Genomic DNA, 26,089 nt, shown 5'->3' on the forward strand with positions numbered 1-26,089 from the left:
CTCATAATCTCTATTACTACGGCGAATCGTAGCAACAAGAACATCCTTGTGAACATCTATACCGCATCCAACGGTGATAACCTGCTCGAAATCAATTGCTCCCATGATACATCTGTTTTTTATACTAAAGTTAAGAAAAAAACTCATGGGTGTTTGCGTGCGCTAAATCATGGGTATTTCATAACCTTTTAATTTAAAAATTCATAGATGAGTTTTTCACTACCTGCGGGTAGAATAATTATTGTTGTAGAATTGTCTAATCTTACAGCACCGTATTTTTGACTGTACAAATTCATTAGTTTTATCTCATTTTCTTTTTTTTTCTTCTTGTACATCGAAAGCAAGATATCCTTCTTTGCCTTGAATGAAACTTTGTCTACAAGCAAAAGCTATTAAACAACCTGCAACTCGCTCGTATCTTTTTTTATCACCTCTGTTATGCGGTGCAACCTCAACGAAAGCCATATAAACTTGATGAGGACTTTTAGTATCTATTATTAAGCATCCCTCAATTATATCAGGTGTTTTGTCGGTCGTTAAAATGTAAGTCTCAAAGTCTTTCCTTTTTGAGTGTTTACAAAAATTATACATATTGTACAATTTTATTTTAAATGAATGCCAACGTGATTGTATATGATTTGTTGCGTGTTTAAGCACCTAATCTAGCAAATAAAAACCGAGTATATAATCCGCGAGGATTTTCGTAAGTAGGCTAGAGCTAGCAATAAAATTATATACGTGTGTGTGCCCAGCATCGGCAGCTTTTTAATTTGCTGAAAGGTAAATAATTAATCTAGAGGGTGAAAGTCCCTTACGGGCAAGGGTAACGCCTTGAACCATTAGTAAGCCGAAAGGTTTGCTATCTGCGAAGATAGGGCTGTAGGAAGCGGGGCTACAAAACCCGGTACTGATTAACAGGAACCGTATAAGAGGCATATTTGCTTGGGTAAGCGGCCACATCATTGTAATGCCCAGAGGATGGATACACTGGGGCATGTTGCCCCCCCCCTACTGGAGGTCATTTTCAGCACTGCCATTCCGGCGGATGTTGGATCACCAGAATATCCAAAAGTACACCAAAAGTGTCTCCGAATGATGCACATTAGCGAACAACGAACAAATAAAAAAATAAAAAACCCCTGTAAAAACAATGTTTCACAGGGGTTTTTCGTACTCGAGGTGGGAATCGAACCCACACTCCCGAAAGAACTGGATTTTGAATCCAGCGCGTCTACCAATTCCGCCACTCGAGCATATTTAAAAAGCCTATGGTAGCATTGGGCTATTTTAGGGATGCAAATCTATAAAAAAAATTCAATAAGCAAACTAAAAATACTAAGATTTATCCTTCTTCAGTTGAAATAAATGTCTAAATTTGCACCTCGATTTGTATAATGCACTTTAATTAACTATTAAACAACGTAATAGAAATGCCTTATTCGGTACCAGAACCAAAGATATTTGCGTGTACGCAAAGTAAAGTTTTAGCTGAAAAAATCGCAAAAGCCTTTGGAGCGGAACTAGGGAATGTCGCCTTTACGCGGTATAGCGATGGTGAGTTTCAACCATCGTTTGAGGAATCTGTTAGAGGGTCGCGTGTTTTTATTATAGGTTCTACAAATCCAAGTTCTGAAAATTTAATGGAAATGTTGCTAATGTTAGATGCAGCGAAAAGAGCATCAGCAAGACACATTACGGCTGTTATACCTTATTTCGGATGGGCCAGACAGGACAGAAAGGACAAGCCTAGAGTTCCAATTGGAGCTAAGCTGGTGGCGAAGTTACTCGAGGCTGCCGGAGCGACAAGAATAATTACCATGGATTTACATGCGGATCAAATTCAAGGCTTTTTTGAAAAGCCTGTTGACCATATGTTTGCTTCCACTGTTTTCTTGCCGTATTTGCAGGATTTGAAATTGGAGAACTTGACAATAGCATCCCCTGATATGGGTGGTTCTAAGAGGGCTTATGCCTATTCTAAGTATTTAACTTCAGATGTAGTGATTTGTTACAAACAAAGAGCTGCAGCAAATGTGATTGAACATATGGAGCTTATCGGTGATGTTACTGGTAAGAATGTAGTTCTAGTAGATGATATGGTTGATACTGCAGGTACTTTGACAAAGGCGGCAGACTTGATGATAGAAAGGGGTGCGATAAGCGTTAGAGCCATTGCAACTCATGCGCTACTATCCGGAAACGCATATGAGCGAATTGAAAACTCCAAATTATCAGAATTGATCGTAACGGATTCAATTCCACTCATGCAGCAGAGTGAAAAAGTTAAGGTTATTAGCTGTGCAGAGTTGTTTGCAGATGTAATGCACAGAGTGCATCACAACACCTCAATTAGCTCGAAATTTTTAATGTAAATAATTAATTTTTTATATATAATGAAGTCAATTACAATTAAAGGATCTCAAAGAGAAAGCGTGGGCAAGGTATCGACCAAAGCCTTACGTAATGCTGGAAAGGTTCCTTGCGTAGTATACGGAGGGGATAAAGCACTACACTTTTCAGCTGACCAAAAAGCATTCAAAGACTTGGTGTACACTCCAAATGCGCACACTGTAGTTATTTCATTGGAAGATGGAGCAACTCACAATGCTATCTTGCAAGACATTCAATTTCACCCAGTAACAGATGAAATTTTACACATTGATTTTTATCAATTGGTAGATGACAAAGAAGTTACTATTGAAATCCCGGTAAAAACTGTAGGTGTTGCACCAGGAGTTTTAGCAGGTGGTGTGTTACGTCTTAACAGCCGTAAACTAAGAGTAAAAGCTTTACCATCAAATCTTCCGGATTTTATTGAAGCTAATATTTCAGAACTTGAAATCGGAAACAAATTATATGTTACCAAACTTGCGAATGATAACTATAAAATCGTACACCCGGACAATACAGTAGTATGTCAAGTTAGAGTATCTCGTGCTGCAATGAAGGCCGCCCAGGATGCTGCTAAAGAAGAAAAATCTGCTGCGAAATAGTAAGCAAAAGTATTTAATAGTATTTACTATATTACTAGGCATCTCATTTTGGGATGCCTTTTTAAATTATATAGCATTAGAATATGATAAGCTTTCTAAAAAACCTTTTAACTAAAAGCGATAGTAAAAATAATTCCATAATGAAAAAATATTTGATTGTCGGCCTTGGAAACATTGGTTCTGAATATGAAAACACTAGACATAATATAGGATTTAAAGTGTTGGATCATTTGGCTAAAAAAGAAGAGCTGAGTTTTGAACCTAATAAATTAGGGGCTGTAACCAATTATAAGTTTAAAGGAAGAACTTTTGTATTGTTAAAGCCAAGTACCTACATGAATCTAAGTGGTAAAGCTGTTCGTTATTGGATAACGAAGGAAAAAATACCTTTAGAAAACATTTTAATCATTACTGATGATATTAACCTAAGCTTCGGCACCATACGTTTAAAAACTAAAGGAAGCGATGGAGGACACAATGGTCTGAAGGATATTCAATTGCAGTTGGGGACACAACAATACGCTCGTTTTCGTTTTGGTATTGGAGCTGAATTTTCAAAAGGAAAACAAATTGATTATGTGTTAGGTGAGTGGAGTTCAGAAGAGGAGTCAAAATTAACCGAACGTTTGGAAAGAGCTAGAGAGCTTATTAAGTCCTTTGGAACTGCCGGTGTTCAAATTACGATGAATACATTCAACAACACTTAAAACAAGGGGGGTAAATCATTCGATTTTAAATTGTCCAACAGCAGAGGGCGTCCTATTTCCGGCCTGATCCAAGGTGTTGACGTACCAATAATACACATTTGGGGTTAAGGGAGCTAAGGTATAGGTCTGATCAGTTAACCCACTAACCAATCTCGTTGTTGGCGGGTTGGCGGAATCCAAATACACTTCGTACTCGCTAATGTCATTATCGACATCAGTACCATTCCAATTTAACTCGATATTTGTAGTGCTGTAGGTTGTACTGCCCGATTTAGGAGTTAGAAGCTCGGCTGGAAACGGAGGATAACTTAATACCCCTTCTCCGGCATTGTAAAATTTCCAAAGATTACTGGTGGTGCTATCGCCACTTTTTGTGTTTATAGATATGACAAACCAAGAGAACGGTGTGTTTCTAGAAAGTGTAATTTCTTTAAAGGTCTCTGTGGTAGTATATGTCTCAATGCGATTGGATAGCAGGTTTCGAACTGTCAGTGTGAAGTTATCTGCGCCCTTATTAGGTTCCCACTCAAAAGTGATGTTACTCCTGTCCTGATCAATAACAACACCCTGAGTACACGTCTGGTCCTTCTCGGGAAATAAAAGAGTAGCTATTTCTGGTTTGGTTGGTCGTGGATTGTCATCTTTACTATTGCATGCAATTCCAATGATAACTAAACCAAGTATAAGGAATATCTTTTTCATTTGTTATTATTTTTACAGCGATTCACTATCGTTTAACCAATTTAATCATTTGTGAAACGGTTTTATTTTCTGCCCTAAGAACATATGTGCCAGAAGAAAATTCAGAAGCATCTAACCGTATGCTACCTTGACTATCGGTGTTAGTGTCGAAGTTTATTAACATTCGGCCACTGAGATCATAGACTGAAATATTGAAGTAGGTGTCCTTAAAGGGAGTCTGAAGTTGTAATTCGTTTTGAAAAGGATTAGGATAGGCTAAAAATGTATCCTCAGAAACAAAAATTTTCTCAAATGTACCTTGGCAACTTTTATCTGTACGGACCAGAAGCTTATTGATACCTTCTACTAATCGAAGTTCAATGGATCCCCTATTGGTCTTGAATTCATTTCCGTTGAGGTTTATGGTATAGAGATCTGAACCTGTGAGTTCGAGATTTAGTTTATCGCCATCCAATTGCTTGGCGTATACGGATAGTTGTTCTGGTTGATTGATTACCACATTAAAACACTGTTGATAATCGGCATTTTGTGCTACGGTGAAACAAAGCGAATAGGTACCGGAAGCCAGTGAGGTAAAACTGCTGATTTGGTTTAGATTTAAGGAAAGATCAGTTCCATTTCCGGTTAGCCTCGCAGTATAGTCATAACTAGAATCTGCGATATCAATTTTGATAGACCCATCATTTTGATCAATACAACTTTCCGCCGTCAGGGTAAGGTGATAATTTTGCTCAGCAATGCTGAAAATTTCACAACCATTAACATCAACTTTTGTTCCAATAGGGGTGTCCGGGCACATGTCGTCCGTATCTAGTACACCATCTTGATCTGAATCCATGATGTATTGCCCGCTTATGCATATATTAAGTCCGAAACTATTTATACTGCCGCCGTCATGGCTATTACTGTCTTCAACGACTAGCTGCCATAAGCCTTTACTGGGTTCACCTTCTAGAACTGAGAGGGGTTGTTCTGGTGATACTTGACCGCTGAGCGATGGAACTTCAAATAAGCACATGATTGTATTACCTTGATCTGTAAAAGTAGCATTGATATCTCTTTGGTTACCACATTGCTGTGTTAGTAAGGAAACCTTGGTGCCTGAAGGAGATATTAATGAGATACTTAAATCTTCTAACCAGGAATGTGAAATATTGACAATAACACTTACTTGACTAATCTCTCCAGCTTCTAAGAAATCAATAGTGCTGGAAACCGTGGAAGCTCCAGAGGCAGATATCGGGACTATGGTAGAGTTGCTTTCGGTTTTACAGGATATATTTATGGTCGTAAAACTAAATGTGTTAGAAAAACTTCCTTCACCACAGGTGTTAATTGGCTTAACTCTCCAGTAATACGTAGTGGTAGGCTCTAAGTTTTCAACGCCATATTCTGTTGAATTTACGTGCCCTGTACTATGGATACTGCTAAAATCTGCAGCGGTGGATACCTGGACCTCAAATTGACTTGCATTTGAATAAGGTTCCCAGGTTAATATACTTTGAATCGGAGCATCTGTTTGTTGGTTCAAAGGTGATTGTAGCATAACAGCATCCATGGCTGTACTATACACTGATATTTGAATCGGGTACTCCTTAACACCTCCAGTTTGAGATTCCGCAACTATGGTGAAAGTGCTGGGTCCCGGTGGAAGCGTGCCAGTTCCACCTATGCTTATTGTAATTTCTGTGTCATCTGCACTCGCTTGGTTTTGACTAAAATTTACTATTAGGCCTGGAGGAACATCAGTGGCAGAAAAATTTGTGTTATCACTATAACCTAAATAAGTATTATATGTAAATGGAATGTCTAAATTTTGTGGTTGACAAACCTGATACTCCAAGGTATCAAAAAGGAGTGCAAAGTTGGCTGGATTGATTGCTAAAACCGCTTTGTTTATAGCAAAGAAAATATTGTTTGCAGCCTTTATCATAATTCTAGCATTCGTACTAGTGATATCCCCGGGGATAACGACCCTAGAGCTCCCATCATTTTCTGCATTTTCTCTAAGCAATACAGGCGCCTCAAGATTCGAATCTAAGACGAGATATATGTTGACAAAATCTGCTTGAATTGGAAGTTCATTGGTATGTGCGACATTCCAATTGATGGTGTAAACTTCTCCTCCGCTTAGTGTTTCTGTGGTGTTTTGTGAGGTGATCTCAAATGCTTCACCAGTGTCTAAAGTAGTGACAACAAGATTCGATCGAGCAACTTGTCCGCCTACAGGATTATTGTCTCTTACTAATAAAGAAAAATTTAAATCTCTTGAAACCTCAGGTATGACTTCCCATGTTGGTGATAAGTTGTTCGTCAGTAGAGCCTCTGCATTAGGGAAAAACCGTTTCGAAGACAGTTTTGGTGGGCGAGAACGAAATAGGGGACCAACCTTTGAATCAGGCATAGGAGGCTGAGCGGCAATCTCATTGTCTTGCTGCTCCCAAGAATAGGTCAATACATCCCCGTCAGCATCACTAGTGGTGGCGTCGAGTACAAAGGCTGTCCTGGCAGGAATAGTATAATTCGACAATGCTGTAATCACTGGAGCTTGATTTACAATAGGAGTCTCAGTAGCACAACTACTATTGCCATAGATGATGTTATCCCAAATTTGAGAAATACTTACCGCATGGAAATAGGCATCACTATTGCCTTGTACGTTATCCGGGCAAATACCGGCATAACTCATTACAGTGGATCCACTACCCGGTTCGACTGCAGTAGCGTTTGTTCTATTGGAATTACAAGAGTTGTTAAAGGTGTGTGTCGCTCCGAATTGATGCCCCATTTCGTGAGCGACAAAATCAATATCGAAGGAGTCCCCTTTAGGAGAGAAATAGCCTGTAACTCCTCTAGCCTTATTGGTGGTACAAACAGAGCGCAATTGTGCAATACCATCACCACCTGAGTTGGTTTTCGTAAAAACGTGGCCTATGTCGTAATTCGAGACGCCGATTGCAGTGTCAATAAGGGGTTGAATTTCTTTATTAATTATGGTCTCAGAATTATTGTTGGTAAGTCCGTCTGTTTCCGGATCCAAAAATATTAAGAGATCATTGTTGTCGATAATTTGCAGGCGGATTGCCAAATCATTTTCATAAATACTATTTACGCGTGTAATTGTGGTATTCATAGCCGCTAATACTGCCGTTCTCTTCTCTTCAGCAGTAGCTGTGGTGAGATTGGCTTGTTCTATATGAAATTGAGAATATTCTGCGGAACATGCCAATGCAAGCCTGTAGGTTCTTAAGGTGCTGTCGTCCACAGGACGTAACATAAGGTCTGTCTCAGTTGAACTGGTACTATAGCTGACAGGATCCTGCTGAACTCTACAGCTAAATTCCGTAGTATTAAATCCCTTCTTATCTACCAGGTAATAGGTGTTGGATTGATTTTTGGCTGGGTTAATATAGGTGGACTTCCCATGAGCATGATCCTTTATTAAACCGTGAAAACCTTGTTGGTCAACTGAAAAATAAATTTGTACCAAGGGATTACTGACTGATGTCCCTTTGTAAGATTTAATAGATGGATATTTATTGGACAATTTTTCTGATAATACACTGTGTTCTTGAACGAGGAACTGTTCAAAATTGTTTTCTGAAATCGGAAAACTTACAAGGGTTCCTGAAATTCTAGAGGCTTGATTTCTGTTAGATTTTGAGCTTAATGGAAGTTTTTTTTTGAATTCGGAAAGCTCCAATTGAAAGTAAGCGGGGGTGTGGGTTGGTTTGATGAGATTATTTTTCGCGCTAATTACTGATTTACTCCATAGATTCTTTTCTTGAGAATACATTGAGCTACAATAAATTAGGATGATAAACCCCAGTAATAAACGTGAAACTTTGCCCATTTTTACTTACAGTGAGGGAATAAAAATAGTTAAAATTACGCTCTTAATTTTAAAAAATGCCAAATACCCGCCCTCCTAGCCTTAATTATTCTCTTTTTAATTCGTTATTTTGTGGTATGAGTTTAATATTAAAGAACGCATAAGTGATTATCAAAAGAAATCTTTTTGACAAAGACGAAGACTATCACACGGTTGTCACCATTGGAACCTTTGATGGAGTTCATGTCGGACACCGAAAAATCATCGATAAGCTGGTCACCAATGGCAAGGCTAATAAGCTTCGGTCTACTATACTTACTTTTTTTCCTCATCCACGGATGGTATTGCAACAGGCAACTGATTTAAAACTGCTCAATACCTTAGATGAGAAAATAGCAATACTTGAAAAATCCGGATTAGATCAATTGATAATTCATCCTTTTACAAAGGAGTTTTCACGTATGAGTGCGGAACAGTTCGTCAAAGAGGTGCTTGTAGAACATATTAATGCAAAGAAGGTGATCATCGGTTACGATCATCGCTTTGGTAGAAACCGTACAGCCACTATTGACGACCTGGTGAACTTTGGTGAAAAGTATGATTTTGAAGTTGAACAAATCACTGCTGAGGAGGTTGATGAAGTGTCTGTGAGTTCCACCAAAATTAGAAAAGCATTAAAGGAAGGAGATATCGAAACTGCCAATGCATTTTTAGGATATTCTTATATGCTGAGTGGGGTGGTCGCTCGCGGAAGAGGTATAGGAAGAGACTTAGGTTTCGCCACCGCGAATATTCACATTGAAGAACAGTATAAATTAATCCCTAAAGAAGGAGTTTATGTGGTTAGAACCTTTTATCGAGGAAAACTCGTATACGGAATGATGAACATAGGTTTTAACCCTACTGTCCAAGGAAGAGAACGGACCATAGAGGTTCATTTATTTGACTTCAATGAGAATTTGTACGGAGAAGCAATAAGGGTGGAACTTCTAGAGCGTCTTAGGGATGAGCAAAAATTTGATTCCATAGAAAAATTAAAGCTTCAACTGGAAAAGGATAAGAAGGTTTCGTTGGCTCATATAGATAGGCTTCATGCTGACTAAATTTCTATATACAAAAATTGATAATAGTTCGCTGATCGTATTTCGGGTAATCTTTGGTTTACTCATCTTCTTTGAAAGCATTGGTGCTATTTTTACAGGATGGGTGCGTGAAACATTGGTTGGTCCACAATTCACTTTCAATTTTATCGGTTTAGATTTTCTACAACCGCTCCCCGGAAATGGTATGTACTATTATTTTGCCATCATGGGCTTGTTCGGATTCTTTGTGATGATCGGATATCGGTATCGGTGGAGCATTAGTGTATTTACCCTGATGTGGGCCGGGGTTTATTTTATGCAAAAAGCCTCCTATAACAATCACTATTATCTCTTGTTGTTGCTGTGTTTGATCATGATGGTCCTACCGGCTAATTCTTATTTATCAGTGGATGTGAAGAGACATCCGGAACAACAGAAAATTTGGATGTATAGTTGGTGTAAATGGCTGATTATTTTTCAACTTCTACTGGTTTATACCTATGCGGCAATTGCAAAATTGTATCCTGGATGGTTGGACCTATCTTTTTTCAAAGTTCTCATGGGTACAAAATCAGAGTATCCACTTGTGGGTGACTTATTGCAAAAAGAATCCCTGCATTGGTTTTTAATGGTCAGCGGCATAGTGTTTGACCTTTTAATTATACCCCTGCTATTGATAAAGAAGACTCGCAAATGGGCATTTATGGCAGCAGTCGTATTTCACTTGTTTAATTCGGTGATATTCCAAATTGGAATATTCCCGTATATGTCCTTGGCGTTATGTTTATTTTTTTTCGAACCCGAGACCATAAGAAAGCTGTTCTTAAAGCAAAAACCCCTTTACACTGCAACACAAGTAGAAATACCGTCATACCATAGAGTACTGTTGGTTCTATGTGCTGCCTATGTAATTATTCAAATTACATTACCTATAAGACATTGGTTTATTGAACAACCCGTTTTATGGACTGAAGAAGGGCATCGAATGAGCTGGCGAATGATGCTCAGAAGTAAGGGTAGTATCATTGAATTCAAGGTGCTAAATCACGACACTAAGCAACTGCAGCGTGTAGATCTTAGCGCGTATTTATCACCAAAGCAACGTAGAGTTATTGGTGGTAAGCCCGATATGATATGGCAGTTCGCGCAAAGGCTTAAAAAACAGTACAATGCTAAAGGATTTGATGTTAGCGTGTTCGCTACGGACAGTCGAATCAGTATAAATGGCGGCCCTTGGCAAGAATTTGTGGATCCTGATGTTGATTTAGCTGCGCAACCCTGGCATTATTTCTCACATGAGCCTTGGATCACTCCCTATAAAAAAGCATCCAAATAAGCAGGTTAATAGAGGGCAAAGCTTTAAATTTGTTGCTTTGATTAAGGCGATTATCGTTTTGATCAGGGAAAATGTATTTTTAAATATTAATTTAATAGAGTATATCCATGCTTCAGTTACAATTTATCAGAGACAATAAGGAGGAGGTCATAACGCGATTGAAAGTCAGAAACATTGACATGACATCCGTTGTGGAAGAGGTTATTACCTTGGATGAAAAGCGTAGAGCTTTGCAGTCCAATTTAGACAACACCCTTGCACAATCCAAAAAATTGTCAAATGAAATAGGTGACTTGTTCAAAAAAGGGCAGGCGGATAAGGCGAATGAGTTAAAAGAACAATCATCGGTTCTAAAAGAGGAGTCAAAATCACTCACTGACGATCTGAACAAAACCGCTGAAAAGCTTCAAGGTTTACTCTATACGATTCCAAATTTACCACACCCCTCTGTGCCTGCCGGGAATTCGGATCAGGACAATGAGGAGGTTTTTAAAGAAGGTGAAATTCCAACTTTGGTACAAGGTGCGTTGCCACATTGGGAACTTGCCAAGAAATATGACATAATAGATCTCGATTTAGGGGCAAAAATAACCGGTGCAGGTTTTCCGGTATACAAAGGAAAGGGTGCTCGATTACAGCGCGCACTTATCGCTTATTTCTTAGACAAGAATACCCAGGCTGGATATACAGAATATCAAGTTCCGCATTTGGTTAATGAAGCTTCAGGTTATGGAACTGGTCAATTGCCGGACAAGGAAGGTCAAATGTATCACATAGGTGAGGATAATTTGTATTTAATTCCAACCGCTGAGGTTCCTATAACTAATTTTTTCAGGGATCAATTGTTGGCAGAGAAAGACTTTCCAATTTGCTGCACCGCCTATACACCATGTTTTCGAAGAGAAGCAGGTAGTTATGGCGCGCATGTAAGGGGTTTGAATCGCTTGCATCAATTTGATAAAGTAGAACTTGTTCGTGTGGAACATCCTGATAATTCATATAAGGCTTTAGACGGTATGGTTGCTCATGTTCAAGGCTTGCTACGTGAACTTAAATTACCGTATCGAATTTTAAGACTATGTGGTGGAGATTTAGGGTTTACAGCGGCACTTACTTTTGATTTTGAGGTGTATTCTACAGCACAAGAACGTTGGTTAGAAGTGAGTTCTGTTTCCAATTTTGAATCCTTCCAAGCAAACCGCTTAAAGCTGAGATATAAAAATGAATTAGGAAAAAATGTATTGGCACACACCTTAAACGGAAGTTCATTAGCCTTGCCAAGAATACTGGCAGGTATTTTGGAGAACTACCAAACTGAGGATGGAATTCAGATCCCGGAGGTGCTAATTCCATACACAGGATTTGATAAGATTAACTAGTATGAGCTTCGTGGCAGTACAAGTAGCACAGCATATTTTAGAAACTAATTAGGTCAGTACAATTATTTTCTTTATTTTTAAAACGGTGATGTAGAAGATTTTTTTAAAATCTATTATTAAGTTGGTTAATAGCAAGTCACCGTATTGTAAAGTCCGGATCTTTCCGGACTTTCTTCTAAAATACCCGACCCGGAAATAACTTGAGAAATCCTTTTTGTAACCTAATTTTGAGTTGTAATTTGTTACCGTTCTAATAATTGCTATCGTGATACGTAATTTATTTATTTTCATCTTTTTCGCACTGACTAGTCATGGGTTCTATGCTCAGGATCAGATCATTGCGCGTCAATACTTCGATGAAGGTAATTTCGAGAAAGCAGCGGTATATTACGAAAGGTTTCATAGAAATAACCCACAACATAGTGGCGTCATTGTTCCGTTGGTAGAAACCTACCAGCAATTAGAGAAATACCAGAAGGCCGAAGCCTTGCTTTTAGAGGCTGCCAAGGGCCCTAAGGTTAATCCGGTCCTCTATATTGAGATTGGTTATAATTACAGTCTTATGAGCGAACAGCAAAAGGCTGAGGAGTATTATAACAAGGCGATTGCTTCTTTAAGTATCAACCCCAACTATGCGTACATTCTTGGAAAGACCTTTAGGACAAAATCACTTTTGGAGCAGGCTATCAGTACCTATAAAAAAGCAATGGAGCTCAATGGTCAGTTGAATTTCGTGTATGACCTCGCGACGATCTATGGGGAACTTGGAGAGGTGGAGCTTATGTATTCCATGTATCTTGAACTCATAAAGAAGAGCCCGAATTTAGCCCCAACCATTAAAAGAAACCTCGGGCGATTTGTCACAGATGATGCGGGTTCCGAAAACAATATTTCTTTCAAGAAGGCTGTGCTGAGAAAAACACAATCTGAGCCTGACGTATTGTGGAATGAAATGTTGAGTTGGATGTTTGTTCAGCAAAGAGATTACAAAAATGCATTTGTACAACAAAGAGCAATATACAAACGATCCGAAGCAAAGAGTTTACTTCAAATTGTAGATTTGGGAGTAGTAGCACTGGAAAATGAAGATGTCGATACTGCCAAGGCTATATATGAGTTTATAATTGCTGAAACCAATGATGTTCAGCAGGTGATTCAGGCGAAGTTGAATTTGATCACACTTAAAATCACAGATAGTGAGCAAGGTAATACCAATGCTATTAAATCCGATTTTGAAAAACTTCTAGCTGAGTATGGGAACTCAGTAAATACCCTTATGGTTCAAATTAAATACGCCAAATTCTTGGCCTTCCAAATGGGGGAATCATCTCACGCGGAGCAACTTTTAAAACAAGCCTTGACACTTTCTAAAGATCGATTTTTGCAAGCGCAATTGAAAATAACACTTGCTGATGTTCTGGTGTATGATGAGAAGTTCAATCAGGCGCTTATTTATTACGCTCAAGTTCAAAAAAACCTTAAAAATGATGTCTGGGGTCAATACGCTCGATTTAAAGTTGCCCAAACTAGTTTTTATAAGGGTGATTTCCAGTGGGCGGAAACTCAATTAAATATTTTAAAATCTTCTACGTCTCAATTGATTGCCAATGATGCTTTGGAATTAAAGCTGTTAATCTCAGATAACATTCAGCAAGATTCAATACATACAGCGCTTAAGCTATATGCCAAAGCAGACTTACTGGCCTATCAAAACAACACAGCTGAAAGTATAAGGATTTTACAAGAAATCTTGGATAATCACAAGGGAGATAACATCGAAGATCAAGCCTTGCTAAAACAAGGAGAGCTTTTTGAGCAATTAAAGCAGTACGACAAAGCAGCCTTAAATTTTGAGAAAATCATTGCATTTTACTCAGATGGAATATTGATGGATGATGCACTTTTCCATTTGGGGGTATTAAATCTCAAAAAAAGGATGATGCCGGAACACGCAAAAAAACTGTTTGAACGCATTATTTTTGAGCATCAAGATAGTATCTATTTTGTCCAAGCACGGGAACTGTACCGCTCTATCCGAGGGGATCAATTGGAATAGACGGTAGGGCGTTTAGAATTTTTTGCATATGTTATGAGCCGTATAGATTAAGGTCCAAATGAATTAATAACAGAACTATTTAAACATGTTAATATACAATGTAACCGTTAACGTAGAGGAAGCAGTGCACCAACAGTGGCTAAAGTGGATGAGAGAAATTTATATTCCAGAAATGTTGCAAACGAATCTGTTTACCAATGCCAGGATATTGCGAGTGATGGTGGACGAACAAATGGGAGGAATAACCTTTTCTGTTCAGTACTATGCTAAAGATAAGAAATCCCTTGAACGCTATTATTCGGAATATTTGGACGCCTTCAGTTTAAAGGAAAGACAACATTTTTCAGATCAATTGGTAAGCTTTAGCACTGAACTCGAAGTCTTGAGCGAGCACTAAATTAAACTGTATGCATTTTTTTATGGTGATTGGCCTAGGAAACTGTATTTTTGACCTCGGAAAGATCTGTTGCCGGGCTTTCCTTTCTCGGTATCGAACTCCGTAAACCAGAAGGCAATGAAAAAGAAGAAATTTTATAAAGACGCAGGTCAGTCCTACTATAGTAAAGATCCGGTTAGAGCCAAAAAACACCTAGGGCAGCATTTTTTAAAGGATGAGCAAATAGCTCAGAAAATTGCAGATACCTTGAGTTTGGAAAATTACACCAAAGTATTGGAGATTGGTCCTGGAACAGGAGTTTTGACAAAATACCTATTGGCAAAGGAACTCGATTTATACGCTATGGATTTGGATACTGAATCCATAGATTATTTGAGAAACTCCTTTTTGTTAGAGCATCCTTCCTTAAAATCGCCTCTAAATGTTTTTGAAATTGTAGAGGCTGATTTTTTGAAATACGATTTATCCAAGATTTTTGGTGATGAGCCATTCGCCATTACCGGGAACTTTCCTTATAATATCTCTACTCAAATAGTGTTTAAGGCCTTGGAATGGCGAGATCAAATTCCTGAATTTACTGGGATGTTTCAAAAAGAAGTAGCACAGCGTATTTGCGAGAAAGAGGGAAGCAAAGCATATGGGATCCTATCAGTATTAGCACAAACGTTCTATGAAGCCGAGTACTTGTTTACAGTTCCACCCACGGTATTCAGCCCTCCACCAAAGGTAGAATCAGGTGTACTTCGACTAAAAAGAAAGGAAGGTTTTGTGTTAGGCTGTGATGAAAAGTTGTATTTTAGGTTAGTTAAGACCGCGTTTGGACAACGTAGGAAAACGATACGCAATAGTTTGAAACCCTTTAACCTCTCCGAAGAGTTACGGGAAACAGAACTATTCAATTTACGACCAGAACAATTAAGTGTGGAGGATTTTATAAAACTCTGCATCCGGGTAGAACAAGATTTAAGTTAAATACACTGAATACGCTTTCATAAAGCGAAGGCGAGATTCAAATAATAAATTGGCCTATGGTTCCATTTAAGCTTAGTGATAAATTAATTGAAGAAATAGAACTCTTGATTGAAAGTAAGTCCGATTCGGCCTTGCGATCAAAGATGGAGGATTTTCACTATGCTGATATTGCGGAGATTATAAATGAGCTCAATTTTGACGAGGCTACATACATCATCAAGTTACTCGATAGTGAGAAAACCTCTGAGGTTCTTACTGAATTAGATGAGAATATCAGGGAGCAAATTCTTGGAAATCTATCGGCTAAGGAAATCGCTGATGAGATCAGCGAATTGGACACCGATGATGCGGCGGATATCATAGCTGAACTTCCTGAGGATCGGGTGAATGAAATTATCGCCCAAATCGATGATAAGGAACACGCCCGTGACATTGTGGAACTTCTGCGTTATGATGAAGATACGGCAGGGGGACTCATGGCCAAGGAATTAGTAAAGGTGAATGAAAATTGGAATGTCCTAACCTGTGTCAAAGAAATGCGAAGACAGGCGGAAAACGTTACCAGAGTACATTCTATTTATGTGGTAGACAACGATGAAAAATTAAAAGGACGATTATCTTTAAAGGATTTATTGACCACCTCTACAAAGGCTCAGATCAATAGTGTTTATATCCCCAAGGTAGATTATGTCACGGTACATGACAAGGCAGAAGATGTTGCTCGATTGATGTCTAAGTACGATTTAGAGGCTATACCGGTAATTGATGAATTAGGTCGATTAGTGGGAAGAATTACCATTGATGATATCGTAGATGTTATCAAAGAAGAAGCTGAAAAGGATTATCAATTAGCAGCGGGTATTACGCAAGATGTAGAGGCGGATGACGACGTTTGGGTTCACACTAAGGCCCGTCTACCATGGTTGTTAATTGGAATGTTTGGCGGTTTGGGAGCAGCAAGTATTATCGGTAGCTTTGAAGGTGCAATGGCAAATCCTATTTTACTCAGTTTTGTGCCTTTGATACAAGCAACGGCAGGTAATATGGGTGTTCAATCCTCTGCTATCGTTGTACAGGGTTTGGCTAACGATACTATACGAGGAGAGCTCATCAAGCGACTAGGGAAAGAATTTGTTCTTGGATTAATTAATGGCTGTGCTATAGCCTTGGTGGTTTTGATTATCAGTCACTTCTTATTTCAGACATCATATTTAGTGTCAGCTACCATAGGAGTAGCATTGATCGCGGTGATTATTATTGCAGCATTGGTAGGGACCTTCGTCCCAATATTTTTGGATAAAAGAGGTATAGACCCGGCAGTAGCGACAGGTCCTTTTATAACCACAAGTAATGATGTTTTTGGAATTTTGATCTACTTTTCCATTGCGAAATTAATCCTCGGTTTCTGAGGAAGTTAACCTTTACCGAATTTTCACGCATTTTAGATGATAATTTTCGGTATCTCCCTTATATTAAGTTTTTTTGTACAGAACTATATTCCTTAATTGGCGTATATTTGTGATTTTATACTTCTAGAATGGGTGGTATTAGTAAGAATGAACGTAGTGAAATTCAGGTTAGGCAGAATACCCTAGAGTTATATACAATTAGTATTAAGCTAAAAGAGACCTATAATGAATGTCAGTATTATATGTCATTCAAAGATTTGAAAACCTTCTATGAGACTAGTTTCTTCACGAAATCAAAATTCTGTGACCAACTTCATGACCATATCAAAGCCAATAACCCTCTCGATCTTTTCTTGCCTAAAGTTAAAAGCATCTATTATATTACCTTCATTACTTTTTGCTTGATTTTTAAATCAAAAGAAATAGAGTACTTATTGAATAAGGCATTGCAACTTGAGGAAAAGAGTGCTGAAATTCTAAAGCGAATTAACAAACTGGATCAAGGTAAGGGCGGAGCCAGTATAGAAGAATTCATCAAAAGCCATTCCGAGCAACAGCCTGCGCATCTCAATGCTCTAAGAAAAATGATCAACACATATTATTAAATCGCATTACCGTTTTTAGCCGTAAAAGTTAATACTTTTGTAGTCAGATTTTAAATTACATTATTGTGAAAATATTGCATTTGGATGAGAACCATCCGTTACTTATAAAAGGACTTGAAGCTCTAGGTTATGAAAATCATACCGATTTCAAATCCTCAAAAGAAGACATCCTTTCCAAAATAGGAGATTACGAGGGATTGATCATTCGCAGTCGTATACCCGTTGATGCTCAGTTTTTAACCATGGCGACAAAACTTAAGTTTATAGGTCGTGTTGGTGCAGGTTTAGAGAATATTGATGTTGAAAAAGCACAAGAATTAAACATCCGACTTTTTAATGCTCCGGAAGGCAATAGAAACGCCGTCGGAGAGCAAGCTCTGGGAATGTTGTTATCCTTGCTTAATCACCTTAATCGCGTCGATAAGGAGGTTAGAGAAGGTGTTTGGAAAAGAGAAGAAAATCGAGGAATCGAAATCGAAGGAAAGACCGTTGGTATTATTGGGTACGGGAATATGGGTAAAGCCTTTGCAAAGAAACTTAAAGGTTTTGACTGTGAAGTTATCTGTTATGATATCCAAGGAGGTGTCGGTGATGAGAATGCACGACAAGTTGGAATTATGGAATTTAAAAAGCGTGTAGATATACTTAGTTTACACACCCCACAAACTCCCAAGACCGTCAATATGATCAATGCTGAATTTGTGGATGGATTTCATAAGCCTTTTTGGTTGATCAACACCGCTAGAGGAAAGAGTGTCGTTACACAAGATTTAGTGGATGCTTTAAAATCAGGAAAAATTTTAGGTGCAGGTTTGGACGTTTTGGAATATGAAAAAGCATCATTTGAAAATTTATTTGGTGATGATATGCCAGAAGCATTTCAATATTTAATTCAGGCTGACAATGTGCTGTTGAGTCCACATATTGCTGGTTGGACCATAGAGAGTAAGATTAAACTATCTCAAACTATTTTGGATAAAATCACCCAAGAGTTCTCATTGAATTAGGACCTAATTTATTGCAGGATCAAGGCTGAATTCCGCTCTTTTGTAAGCCTTAAAATCAGAAAACCAGCTTGTATTACAAAGCTAGATAGCGCGATGTCTATCAGGTGTAGAGCCCTTATTATGGTTAATCTTCTTTTTTTTGTTAAAGTAGCTACTTTTTTAGTAAATTAGTCTGAATTAACCAATCTAAACATTGTATTATGAGCGAGAACGATAAGGACTTTGACGAAAAAGCAAAAGATTTTGCAAACAAGACCAGCGAAAGCGCGAAACAATCAGCAAATGAATTTACCGAAGGTATGAAAGATACTTTTGGTGGAAGTGATAATAAAAAAGTATTGGCAGGAATTCTAGCCATTGTTTTTGGAGCATTCGGGATTCATAAATTTATTCTTGGATATAACAAAGAAGGGATCATAATGTTAGCCGTTACGCTAATTTTAGGAGGTATTACCTGTGGTTTTGGAGTGGGTTTACCTATGATAGTTGGATTGATCGAGGGTATCATTTACCTTACCAAATCAGACGAAGAGTTTTATGCCACCTATCAAGTTGGTAGAAAACCATGGTTCTAAATTAAATCAATCACGCTCTGCTTTACCACTGGGAGTTGATTGCACAGACAGCTAATTAATCCCCCAAACGACCAATTTGGTATCAGATGAATATTTTATGGGGTTTACGAAAATAGCAGCTCATTCTATGGAGCAAAACGAACTATCAAAAACGTTTAAGGCCTTAGGACACCCTGCCCGGATTGCAATTCTACATTTTATTAGTTCGAATCCGGGTTGCATCTGTAATGATATGGTGAAGGAAATAGATCTAGCTCAAGCTACAATTTCTCAGCACCTTGTGGAACTAAGAAAGGCAGCTTTGATTATAAGTTCCCAACAGGGAAAAAGGACTTGTTATACCATTAATATTGATAAACTCTACGAGGTTAAACAACTCATGGGTACTTTTTTTCAGGAGCCTGGCTAAAGGTGCTTTGTAATAACCGTTAGGAATTATGGTTTTGGTTCTTTAGTTCCTCCATATGCTTGCGTTCCAGTTCTGCCTGGAATTCCTCCATTACAGGTTTTACGGTACTTTCCGGAAGATCCGCAATTTTGATATACATCAAACCATCCACTGAATTGTTAAACAAAGGATCCACATTAAAGGCTACTACCTTTGCGTTTTGTTTAATGTATTTTTTGATAAGTACAGGTAGGCGAAGACTCCCTGGCTCTACTTCATCAATTAAACGATCAAACTTATTAAGATCCGATGCGGTTTCGTCAAAGACAAACTCCTTATCAGCATCTTTTAATTTCACTTTAAATTCCTTTTTAGGACGAACATATTGCGCTACATATGGATCCCAGTAGTGGGATTTCATAAACTCAATCATTAGGGATTTAGAGAAGTTTGTAAATTGATTACTAATGCTTACTCCTCCAATGAGATATTTGTGCTCCGGGTGTCGAAGTGTGGTGTGTACAATACCTTTCCACAATAGGAATAAAGGCATTGGTTTTTGTTGGTAATCACTTACAATAAAAGCCCTTCCCATTTCGATGGACTCACTCATCATGCGATAGAGTTCCGGCTCAAATTTAAACAGATCTTGGAGGTAAAAACCATCGATACCGCGGGATTCAAAAATTTGAGAGCCCAATCCCATACGATAAGCACCTACAATTGCATTTTCCTGATTATCCCACAAGAATAGATGGTGGTAATACAGATCAAATTCATCCAAATCAATGGCGCGATTGGTACCTTCTCCTACGGCTCTAAATGTGATTTCTCTCAATCGACCTATCTCCCTGATGATATGAGGCATCTTTTGTGCTGTAGCTAGAAAGACCTCGTAATTTTTACTTTGGAACAAGCGAAGATCCTCCTCTCGGAGTTTATCTACATCTTGCGCCATTAGAGCCTTGTCTATCGGGGTGATGATTTCTTTAGGCGACCTCGGGAATTTAAGACTGGTGGTTACCTTGTCAAACAATCGATCCTGTTCATCGTAGGAGTTAGAAAGCATATAGGTCTTCTTCCTTATGAATTCTGTGAATTCTGGAAGGTTATCAAATTCCTGTTGTGATTCTACATTAATTGGCCTTCCTATACGTACTCGAATAACTCTATTTCTTTGGGTGAGTAACTCAGAAGGTAATTTAGCTGTTCTTAGGTTGTCACTTATATTGGATAAACGGTAAAAAAGTTTGCTGTTCTTGGCGTGGAAATAAATCGGAACAATGGGTACTTCTGCTTTTTTCATCAGCTTCATCGCCGCCGGTTCCCACGGCTTGTCTACTACCATGTTACCATCTCGGTATGTCGATACCTCACCAGCTGGGAATATCCCTAATGGATGTCCTTGTTGCAGGTGCGCCAAAGCTTGCTTAAAACCACTAATGCTACTCTTGGCATCCTTATGAGATTCAAAAGGATTGACCGGCATGATATAAGGTTTTAAAGGAACAATACGGTGCAATAAAAAATTGGCGATGATTTTATAATCAGAACGATGTTCCAAAAGTAATTTCAATAATAGGATCCCGTCGATCCCACCCAAAGGGTGGTTGGAAACTGTGATGTATGCACCATCCTTCGGAAGTCGTTTAAAGTCCTCCTCGGGAATTTCAAAGTTAATTTCAAATTCCTCAAGTATGGAATTTAAAAAATGCATGTCTTTTTTATCCTTGTGTTTATCGTAGACGGAATTCAGTGTCGATAGATTTAACACCTTCATCAATATCCATCCACTTAAGGTTCCCAAGGCTCCAAACTTGTCTGCCTTTATAACCTGAGCGACCTCTTTTGCACTTACCAACCCCATTTAGTATTGTATTAACATATGCATACAAATATAGAAAAAGAATGGTTGTAGATAAGTTCATTCTTTGAAAGAGTAAATTATTTATCAACTATGTTGGAAATTGAATTTTTCTGATCATGCAAATATTATTCAAAAATGTAAACTATAGTTAGAATATATTCATAGGTTTTTGCTCAGCTGACCGGATAAAATAACAAAGTGATCTTAATAGAATTTAATGATGGTTCATTTATAAAAAATATGAGAGAAGAATGTAACCAACTTTGCTAATTCTAAAATTAGAATTATCTTTGCACGCCCTATGAAATAAGGTGTTTAGCTTACTAAAGGTCTTTATCGACCACAGGTTAAATAAATCGTCAAACAACCCGTTTTCACCTCTTATCGCCTACTATAATCTTGGTGCTCCATTGTTATACCGACTTAAAAATTAGGTCATGTTTCGATTTTATTCTAATCGTTAATGTGTAGATAAAAATCGATTAATGGGTCTGTTGACTTACGTGTTGTTTTATTAAAAATGTTTAACAATTTATAATTAAAAATGAAAAAATTAGTTTTAGTTTTAGCCATCGCGATGGCAGCTTGTAGTTCAGATGGAGATAATTTTATTGAAGATGTTGGTCCTACAGTAAAAAAGGTTACATTGAATACTGAGGTAATAATGGCAAGTGAAACCAATCCAATCATGCAGCGTAAAGCAACGTGTGATTTTCCAGCCTTGTATGAGCACACTGTTCCAAGTACTTTCAATGTTTATTTTATCCCAACTGATATTGTTTCGGCAACTATTACATACACAAATGTTGAAGCGGGAAAGAGAGTTTTTGAACTTCCGGCCATGAAGTATAGAGTGGTCGTGACAAATAGCGAAGTTCAGCATCGTTATCAGTTGCCTCAATCTTCGGATGTATTACTTCTTTTTGGTGAAAATACAGTTGATTTTACGACAATCGAAAATGTGGATGTAGAGGTTACCAATGATTATGCGAGTATCATGGTTGTGAAAAACAAAGCCATTACTTCAGCTCCGATATTTGGTTCGATTACTTTAGCTGATTTGGGAACTTACTATAACATCTATATGAGAAATGGTGAAGGCGGGGCAATCATCGGAGATCTGGGTATTAACAATTGGACGTACAGATCATCAGTTTCTGTGATGCCAAATGAGGTTCATCGATTTATGATCTGTGCAGAAGATGGGTTAAATATTATTGTAGATAGTAATATTCTTACTGCTGTAACTAGTACGATTATTGATCGTAAAAAGGCTTAATAAATGCATTAGTTATAAAAATAGCAAACCATAAAAGCCTAAATCTTATAAGATATCTTATGAGATTTAGGCTTTTTCTTTCTTTGAACGTTTAATGCTTTTTATTTTACTACTAGTTGAACAGTTTGTTGGGTTCTTTGTTCTACCAGCACTTCTTTTCCGTTTTGAAGTGAATTAATCGCTTGATCGTCAAAGTGTCTGATGGTATATAAAGAAACATCTTCGTAATGGGTGACTTTAAACTTGGATTTAAGTGTATTTAAAAGGTCATCCAATTGATTGAATTTGTTGTCAACACAAACAGAAAAACTAATGGCAGAATTCTGAATTAAATCTACTTTCATTCTATTGTCATGGAATAATTTGAATATTTCACTAATATTCTCTTCTACAATAAATGAAAAATCTAATGAAGATAATTTCATAAGTACCAGTCCTTTCTTAACGATAAAGCATGGTATTTTAGGAGAAATACTTTCGCCTTTCATTACTGCTGTTCCGTCCGCAGTTGGATTGGCAAAGGATTTCACGTATAAGGGTATTTCTTTACGTTGTAGTGGCTGTAATGTTTTTGGATGTATAACTGAAGCTCCGTAAAAGGCAAGTTCGATAGCCTCTCTATAGGAGATCTTATTTAACAATTCAGCATTTTCAAAATACCTGGGATCAGCATTAAGCACCCCCGGAACGTCTTTCCAAATGGTTACAGAATCCGCATTGAGGCAGTAGGCGAAAATAGCAGCCGTGTAATCGGAGCCTTCTCGACCTAGTGTTGTTGTGAAATTATTGTCATCACTACCTAAAAATCCTTGGGTTACATTGAGCTGCTTTTGATCCACATTTTCGGTGATGCACCTCTGAGTATGTTCCCAGTTTACAGTACCTTCACGATAGTTGTCATTGGTCTTTATACAATCTCTGACATCAAGCCAGGTATTTTTCATTCCGCATTTATCCAGATATGCACTGATGATGCTGGTTGAAATAAGTTCACCATAGCCCACTACCTGGTCATACACAAAGCTGTATTTAGGGGATTTATTCCAAGCCAAAAATCCCTTTACTTGTTCGAATAAATCATTTATCCTGGAAAAAATAGGATGCTGCTTAGTTTCAAAAAGCTCTAAGGCTACATTGTAGTGATAATCATATATGGTATCGAAACTTTCTTGAAGCTTGGTCTTATCTTCAAAGTAATTCTTAACCACCAATTCCATGGCGTTAGTTGTTTTTCCCATTGCCGAGACTACCAAAAGTGTATTTTGATGACCGACAGTTTCTAAGACCTTGACTACATTTTGTATTCCGGATGCGTCTTGAACCGAAGCACCTCCAAATTTGAAAATTCTCATGAATTCTTAGTAATAAAATTTTTTATTCCGTTTTCGTCCATTTGAACGGTATCCCAATCGCTTAGAACTAATGCGCCATTTTTTTTATAAAATTCAACCGCTGTTTCGTTCCAATTAAGAACCACCCATTCAATACGTCTCACGCCTTGCTCAGCTCCATAAGCAATTACTTCTTTAAATAAAGCACTTCCCAATCCTAATCCTCGTTTGCTTTGGCGTACAACCAAGTCCTCCAGGTGAAGGGTTCTTCCTTTCCAGGTCGAATAACGGGGGTAGAACAAGGCAATCCCATCGATGTTCCCATCCAATTCCGCAACAAAGCATTTGAATAATGGATGTTCTGAGAAGCCATCCCTTTCGAGATCCTCTACGCTGATCTCCACGGCATCTGCTTCCTTTTCAAATATGGCCAACTCCTGAATAAGTTCAAGAACTTGACTCATATCACTTTTTATGGCTATGCGAATAGTGTGTTTCATATCTGTTACAAATATAACTTAAAGTTATAATTACATAAAAATGATTTTTAACGAAAACGTTGTAGTTTCACAAAAATACCGATATTTGTGTGCTTAAAAACTTAAAATACGTCATGACAAAAAAAAATCAAACTCTTGGAGAGTTTATTATTGAAAATCAAAAAGCTTTTCCCTATTCCACAGGGGAGTTGTCAAAATTAATCAATGCCATACGCCTTGCTGCTAAGGTGGTTAACTATGAAGTGAATAAAGCGGGCTTAGTGGATATACTCGGTTCCAGTGGAGAGATAAATACACAGGGAGAGGATCAGCAAAAGCTGGATGTGTTGGCTAATGAGAAATTTATTCAATCTTTGACCAATAGAGAGATTGTTTGTGGTATTGCCTCTGAGGAAGAAGATGATTTTGTGGTGATAAATAGCCATGATAACAATCATCAAAATAAATATGTGGTGCTTTTCGATCCCTTAGACGGTTCAAGTAATATTGATGTTAATGTTTCTGTCGGTTCCATTTTTTCCGTTTATCGACGAATTACCCCTATAGGAACCCCTGTGAGTATGGAGGATTTCTTACAACCGGGAAGACAACAAGTAGCTGCCGGTTATGTCATTTACGGAACTTCTACCATGTTGGTTTATACCACAGGGCATGGTGTTAATGGATTTACCTTAAACCCCGCCATAGGAACTTTTTATTTATCGCATCCCAATATGCAGTATCCAAAGGATGGAAGGATTTATTCCGTGAATGAAGGGAACTATGTGCATTTTCCTGAGGGAGTTAAAAAGTATATCAAATATTGTCAAGAAGAGAAAGATGATAGGCCTTATACCTCGAGGTACATCGGATCACTTGTATCTGACTTTCATAGAAACATGATAAAAGGTGGGATATTTATCTATCCGAAAAGCAGTTTGTCCAACAATGGAAAATTACGTTTATTATATGAATGTAATCCTATGGCATTTATTGCAGAACAAGCGGGTGGAAGTGCAAGCGACGGAAGTCAACCTATACTAGATGTTGTACCAGCTTCATTACATCAACGAATTCCATTTTTCTGTGGAAGTGAAAACATGGTTGCCAAGGCAGAGGAGTTTATAGCTAAGTACAACTAACCGCATGAAGAAACCTTGTCTAAAGGCGTCTTCATGCGGTTACTGTGAGTTTTGTTTCTTAGTCTAGGCCGGAACTAAATTTCTGATGCCATCTGAAAAGGCATCAAAATCAGCACCGTCATGAATTAATTCCAGTGCTTTTGTAGTAACTATATCTATGGCATCTGATCGGAAACCAAGGCCGATTGCGAGTCTTTTAAGTACTCGTATTTCGTCTTCATCTTCTATATGATCAGAATATATCATACGAACTATATCGTAAAGGCGTTCTAATCTGGATTCGTAAGATACTGGTGGGTTAACTGGAAAAGCAGTAGGATTTTCCAATACTTTCAAGTATAGCTCATTGGAGATGTCCAAGTTGTCGGCGAGGCGATCCAAAAAGGCCTTTTCCTCAGCATTAATTCCACCATCGGAAATGGCAACTCTTACTATTGCCGCAAAATGATCACGGTTTCTGTCGCGGAACCCTGGTGAATATAGATCTGAAATTGACATTGATAAAAGATTTTTGTGATCGACAAAGATAAGTAAACCAACAGATTAATTGA

General features: G+C 38.0%; 23 protein-coding genes and 1 tRNA gene. 16 read left to right on the forward strand and 8 right to left on the reverse strand.

All coding sequences use genetic code 11. The features are described 5' to 3' along the window. Positions 1-306: 306 nt before the first annotated feature. Both ACN0TV_RS11140 and ACN0TV_RS11145 read right to left on the reverse strand, forming a co-directional pair. Entirely contained in the window at positions 307-591 is a 285-nt protein-coding gene (locus tag ACN0TV_RS11140) for a hypothetical protein (RefSeq protein ID WP_417362993.1), read from the reverse strand. A 580-nt stretch (positions 592-1,171) separates the two neighbouring features. Next, positions 1,172-1,253, reverse strand: a tRNA-Leu gene (locus ACN0TV_RS11145). 177 nt (positions 1,254-1,430) lie between these two features. Here ACN0TV_RS11145 and ACN0TV_RS11150 point away from each other — a divergent pair. The 3 genes from ACN0TV_RS11150 (at position 1,431) to pth (ending at position 3,700) form a co-directional block, all read left to right on the forward strand. Then, a complete protein-coding gene (locus tag ACN0TV_RS11150; RefSeq protein WP_417362994.1) occupies positions 1,431-2,372 on the forward strand; it encodes a ribose-phosphate pyrophosphokinase in 942 nt (313 codons plus the stop codon). 21 nt (positions 2,373-2,393) lie between these two features. After that, positions 2,394-2,993, forward strand: coding sequence for a 50S ribosomal protein L25/general stress protein Ctc (locus ACN0TV_RS11155; protein ID WP_417362995.1), 600 nt, complete (start codon positions 2,394-2,396; stop codon positions 2,991-2,993). An 83-nt stretch (positions 2,994-3,076) separates the two neighbouring features. Beyond that, on the forward strand, positions 3,077-3,700 hold the full coding sequence (gene pth / locus ACN0TV_RS11160) for an aminoacyl-tRNA hydrolase (protein WP_417362996.1): 624 nt from the start codon (positions 3,077-3,079) through the stop codon (positions 3,698-3,700). Positions 3,701-3,715: 15 nt separating this feature from the next. On the opposite strand, the gene ACN0TV_RS11165 is transcribed toward pth, so the two are convergent. Continuing rightward, the gene (locus tag ACN0TV_RS11165) at positions 3,716-4,402 is read right to left on the reverse strand and encodes a hypothetical protein (RefSeq protein ID WP_417362997.1); all 687 of its coding nucleotides are present in this window, start codon (positions 4,400-4,402) and stop codon (positions 3,716-3,718) included. Positions 4,403-4,427: 25 nt separating this feature from the next. Next, positions 4,428-8,198: a reprolysin-like metallopeptidase gene (locus ACN0TV_RS11170; RefSeq protein WP_417362998.1), complete on the reverse strand. Its 3,771-nt coding sequence runs from the start codon at positions 8,196-8,198 to the stop codon at positions 4,428-4,430. A gap of 200 nt (positions 8,199-8,398) precedes the next feature. Between ACN0TV_RS11170 and ACN0TV_RS11175 the strand changes: the two genes are divergently transcribed. The 11 genes from ACN0TV_RS11175 (at position 8,399) to ACN0TV_RS11225 (ending at position 19,461) form a co-directional block, all read left to right on the forward strand. After that, the gene (locus tag ACN0TV_RS11175) at positions 8,399-9,337 is read left to right on the forward strand and encodes a bifunctional riboflavin kinase/FAD synthetase (RefSeq protein WP_417362999.1); all 939 of its coding nucleotides are present in this window, start codon (positions 8,399-8,401) and stop codon (positions 9,335-9,337) included. Beyond that, positions 9,327-10,652 carry an HTTM domain-containing protein gene (locus ACN0TV_RS11180; RefSeq protein WP_417363000.1) on the forward strand — a complete coding sequence of 442 codons (1,326 nt, stop codon included), beginning with the start codon at positions 9,327-9,329 and terminating at the stop codon, positions 10,650-10,652. The genes ACN0TV_RS11175 and ACN0TV_RS11180 overlap by 11 nt, the downstream gene beginning before the upstream one ends. 107 nt (positions 10,653-10,759) lie before the next feature. Further along, on the forward strand, positions 10,760-12,031 hold the full coding sequence (gene serS / locus ACN0TV_RS11185) for a serine--tRNA ligase (protein WP_417363001.1): 1,272 nt from the start codon (positions 10,760-10,762) through the stop codon (positions 12,029-12,031). 265 nt (positions 12,032-12,296) lie between these two features. Beyond that, the gene (locus tag ACN0TV_RS11190; RefSeq protein ID WP_417363002.1) at positions 12,297-14,087 is read left to right on the forward strand and encodes a tetratricopeptide repeat protein; all 1,791 of its coding nucleotides are present in this window, start codon (positions 12,297-12,299) and stop codon (positions 14,085-14,087) included. Positions 14,088-14,172: 85 nt separating this feature from the next. Continuing rightward, the gene (locus ACN0TV_RS11195) at positions 14,173-14,484 is read left to right on the forward strand and encodes a DUF4286 family protein (protein ID WP_417363003.1); all 312 of its coding nucleotides are present in this window, start codon (positions 14,173-14,175) and stop codon (positions 14,482-14,484) included. A gap of 117 nt (positions 14,485-14,601) precedes the next feature. Further along, a complete protein-coding gene (rsmA, locus tag ACN0TV_RS11200; protein WP_417363004.1) occupies positions 14,602-15,456 on the forward strand; it encodes a 16S rRNA (adenine(1518)-N(6)/adenine(1519)-N(6))-dimethyltransferase RsmA in 855 nt (284 codons plus the stop codon). A 56-nt stretch (positions 15,457-15,512) separates the two neighbouring features. Then, entirely contained in the window at positions 15,513-16,865 is a 1,353-nt protein-coding gene (mgtE, locus tag ACN0TV_RS11205) for a magnesium transporter (protein WP_417363005.1), read from the forward strand. Between the two features lie 128 nt (positions 16,866-16,993). After that, positions 16,994-17,470, forward strand: coding sequence for a hypothetical protein (locus tag ACN0TV_RS11210; protein ID WP_417363006.1), 477 nt, complete (start codon positions 16,994-16,996; stop codon positions 17,468-17,470). Positions 17,471-17,535: 65 nt separating this feature from the next. Further along, positions 17,536-18,477, forward strand: coding sequence for a 2-hydroxyacid dehydrogenase (locus ACN0TV_RS11215; protein WP_417363007.1), 942 nt, complete (start codon positions 17,536-17,538; stop codon positions 18,475-18,477). Positions 18,478-18,677: 200 nt separating this feature from the next. Continuing rightward, on the forward strand, positions 18,678-19,052 hold the full coding sequence (locus tag ACN0TV_RS11220) for a TM2 domain-containing protein (RefSeq protein WP_417363008.1): 375 nt from the start codon (positions 18,678-18,680) through the stop codon (positions 19,050-19,052). A gap of 97 nt (positions 19,053-19,149) precedes the next feature. Beyond that, a complete protein-coding gene (locus ACN0TV_RS11225) occupies positions 19,150-19,461 on the forward strand; it encodes an ArsR/SmtB family transcription factor (protein WP_417363009.1) in 312 nt (103 codons plus the stop codon). Between the two features lie 19 nt (positions 19,462-19,480). On the opposite strand, the gene ACN0TV_RS11230 is transcribed toward ACN0TV_RS11225, so the two are convergent. Beyond that, complete coding sequence (locus tag ACN0TV_RS11230; protein WP_417363010.1) at positions 19,481-21,307, reverse strand: GNAT family N-acyltransferase; 1,827 nt, start codon at positions 21,305-21,307, stop codon at positions 19,481-19,483. 544 nt (positions 21,308-21,851) lie between these two features. Here ACN0TV_RS11230 and ACN0TV_RS11235 point away from each other — a divergent pair. Further along, positions 21,852-22,586 carry a hypothetical protein gene (locus tag ACN0TV_RS11235; protein ID WP_417363011.1) on the forward strand — a complete coding sequence of 245 codons (735 nt, stop codon included), beginning with the start codon at positions 21,852-21,854 and terminating at the stop codon, positions 22,584-22,586. A gap of 101 nt (positions 22,587-22,687) precedes the next feature. On the opposite strand, the gene ACN0TV_RS11240 is transcribed toward ACN0TV_RS11235, so the two are convergent. Together ACN0TV_RS11240 and ACN0TV_RS11245 are read right to left on the reverse strand one after the other, a co-directional pair. Then, a complete protein-coding gene (locus ACN0TV_RS11240; protein ID WP_417363012.1) occupies positions 22,688-23,938 on the reverse strand; it encodes an aspartate kinase in 1,251 nt (416 codons plus the stop codon). Next, positions 23,935-24,417: a GNAT family N-acetyltransferase gene (locus tag ACN0TV_RS11245; RefSeq protein ID WP_417363013.1), complete on the reverse strand. Its 483-nt coding sequence runs from the start codon at positions 24,415-24,417 to the stop codon at positions 23,935-23,937. The genes ACN0TV_RS11240 and ACN0TV_RS11245 overlap by 4 nt, the downstream gene beginning before the upstream one ends. 113 nt (positions 24,418-24,530) lie before the next feature. On the opposite strand from ACN0TV_RS11245, the gene fbp reads away from it, so the two are divergent. Beyond that, positions 24,531-25,538: a class 1 fructose-bisphosphatase gene (fbp, locus tag ACN0TV_RS11250; protein WP_417363014.1), complete on the forward strand. Its 1,008-nt coding sequence runs from the start codon at positions 24,531-24,533 to the stop codon at positions 25,536-25,538. A gap of 63 nt (positions 25,539-25,601) precedes the next feature. On the opposite strand, the gene ACN0TV_RS11255 is transcribed toward fbp, so the two are convergent. Next, a complete protein-coding gene (locus ACN0TV_RS11255) occupies positions 25,602-26,036 on the reverse strand; it encodes a TerB family tellurite resistance protein (RefSeq protein ID WP_417363015.1) in 435 nt (144 codons plus the stop codon). Between the last annotated feature and the right edge of the window lie 53 nt (positions 26,037-26,089).

Source organism: Galbibacter sp. (genome assembly GCF_048266365.1).
Lineage (GTDB): Bacteria > Bacteroidota > Bacteroidia > Flavobacteriales > Flavobacteriaceae > Galbibacter.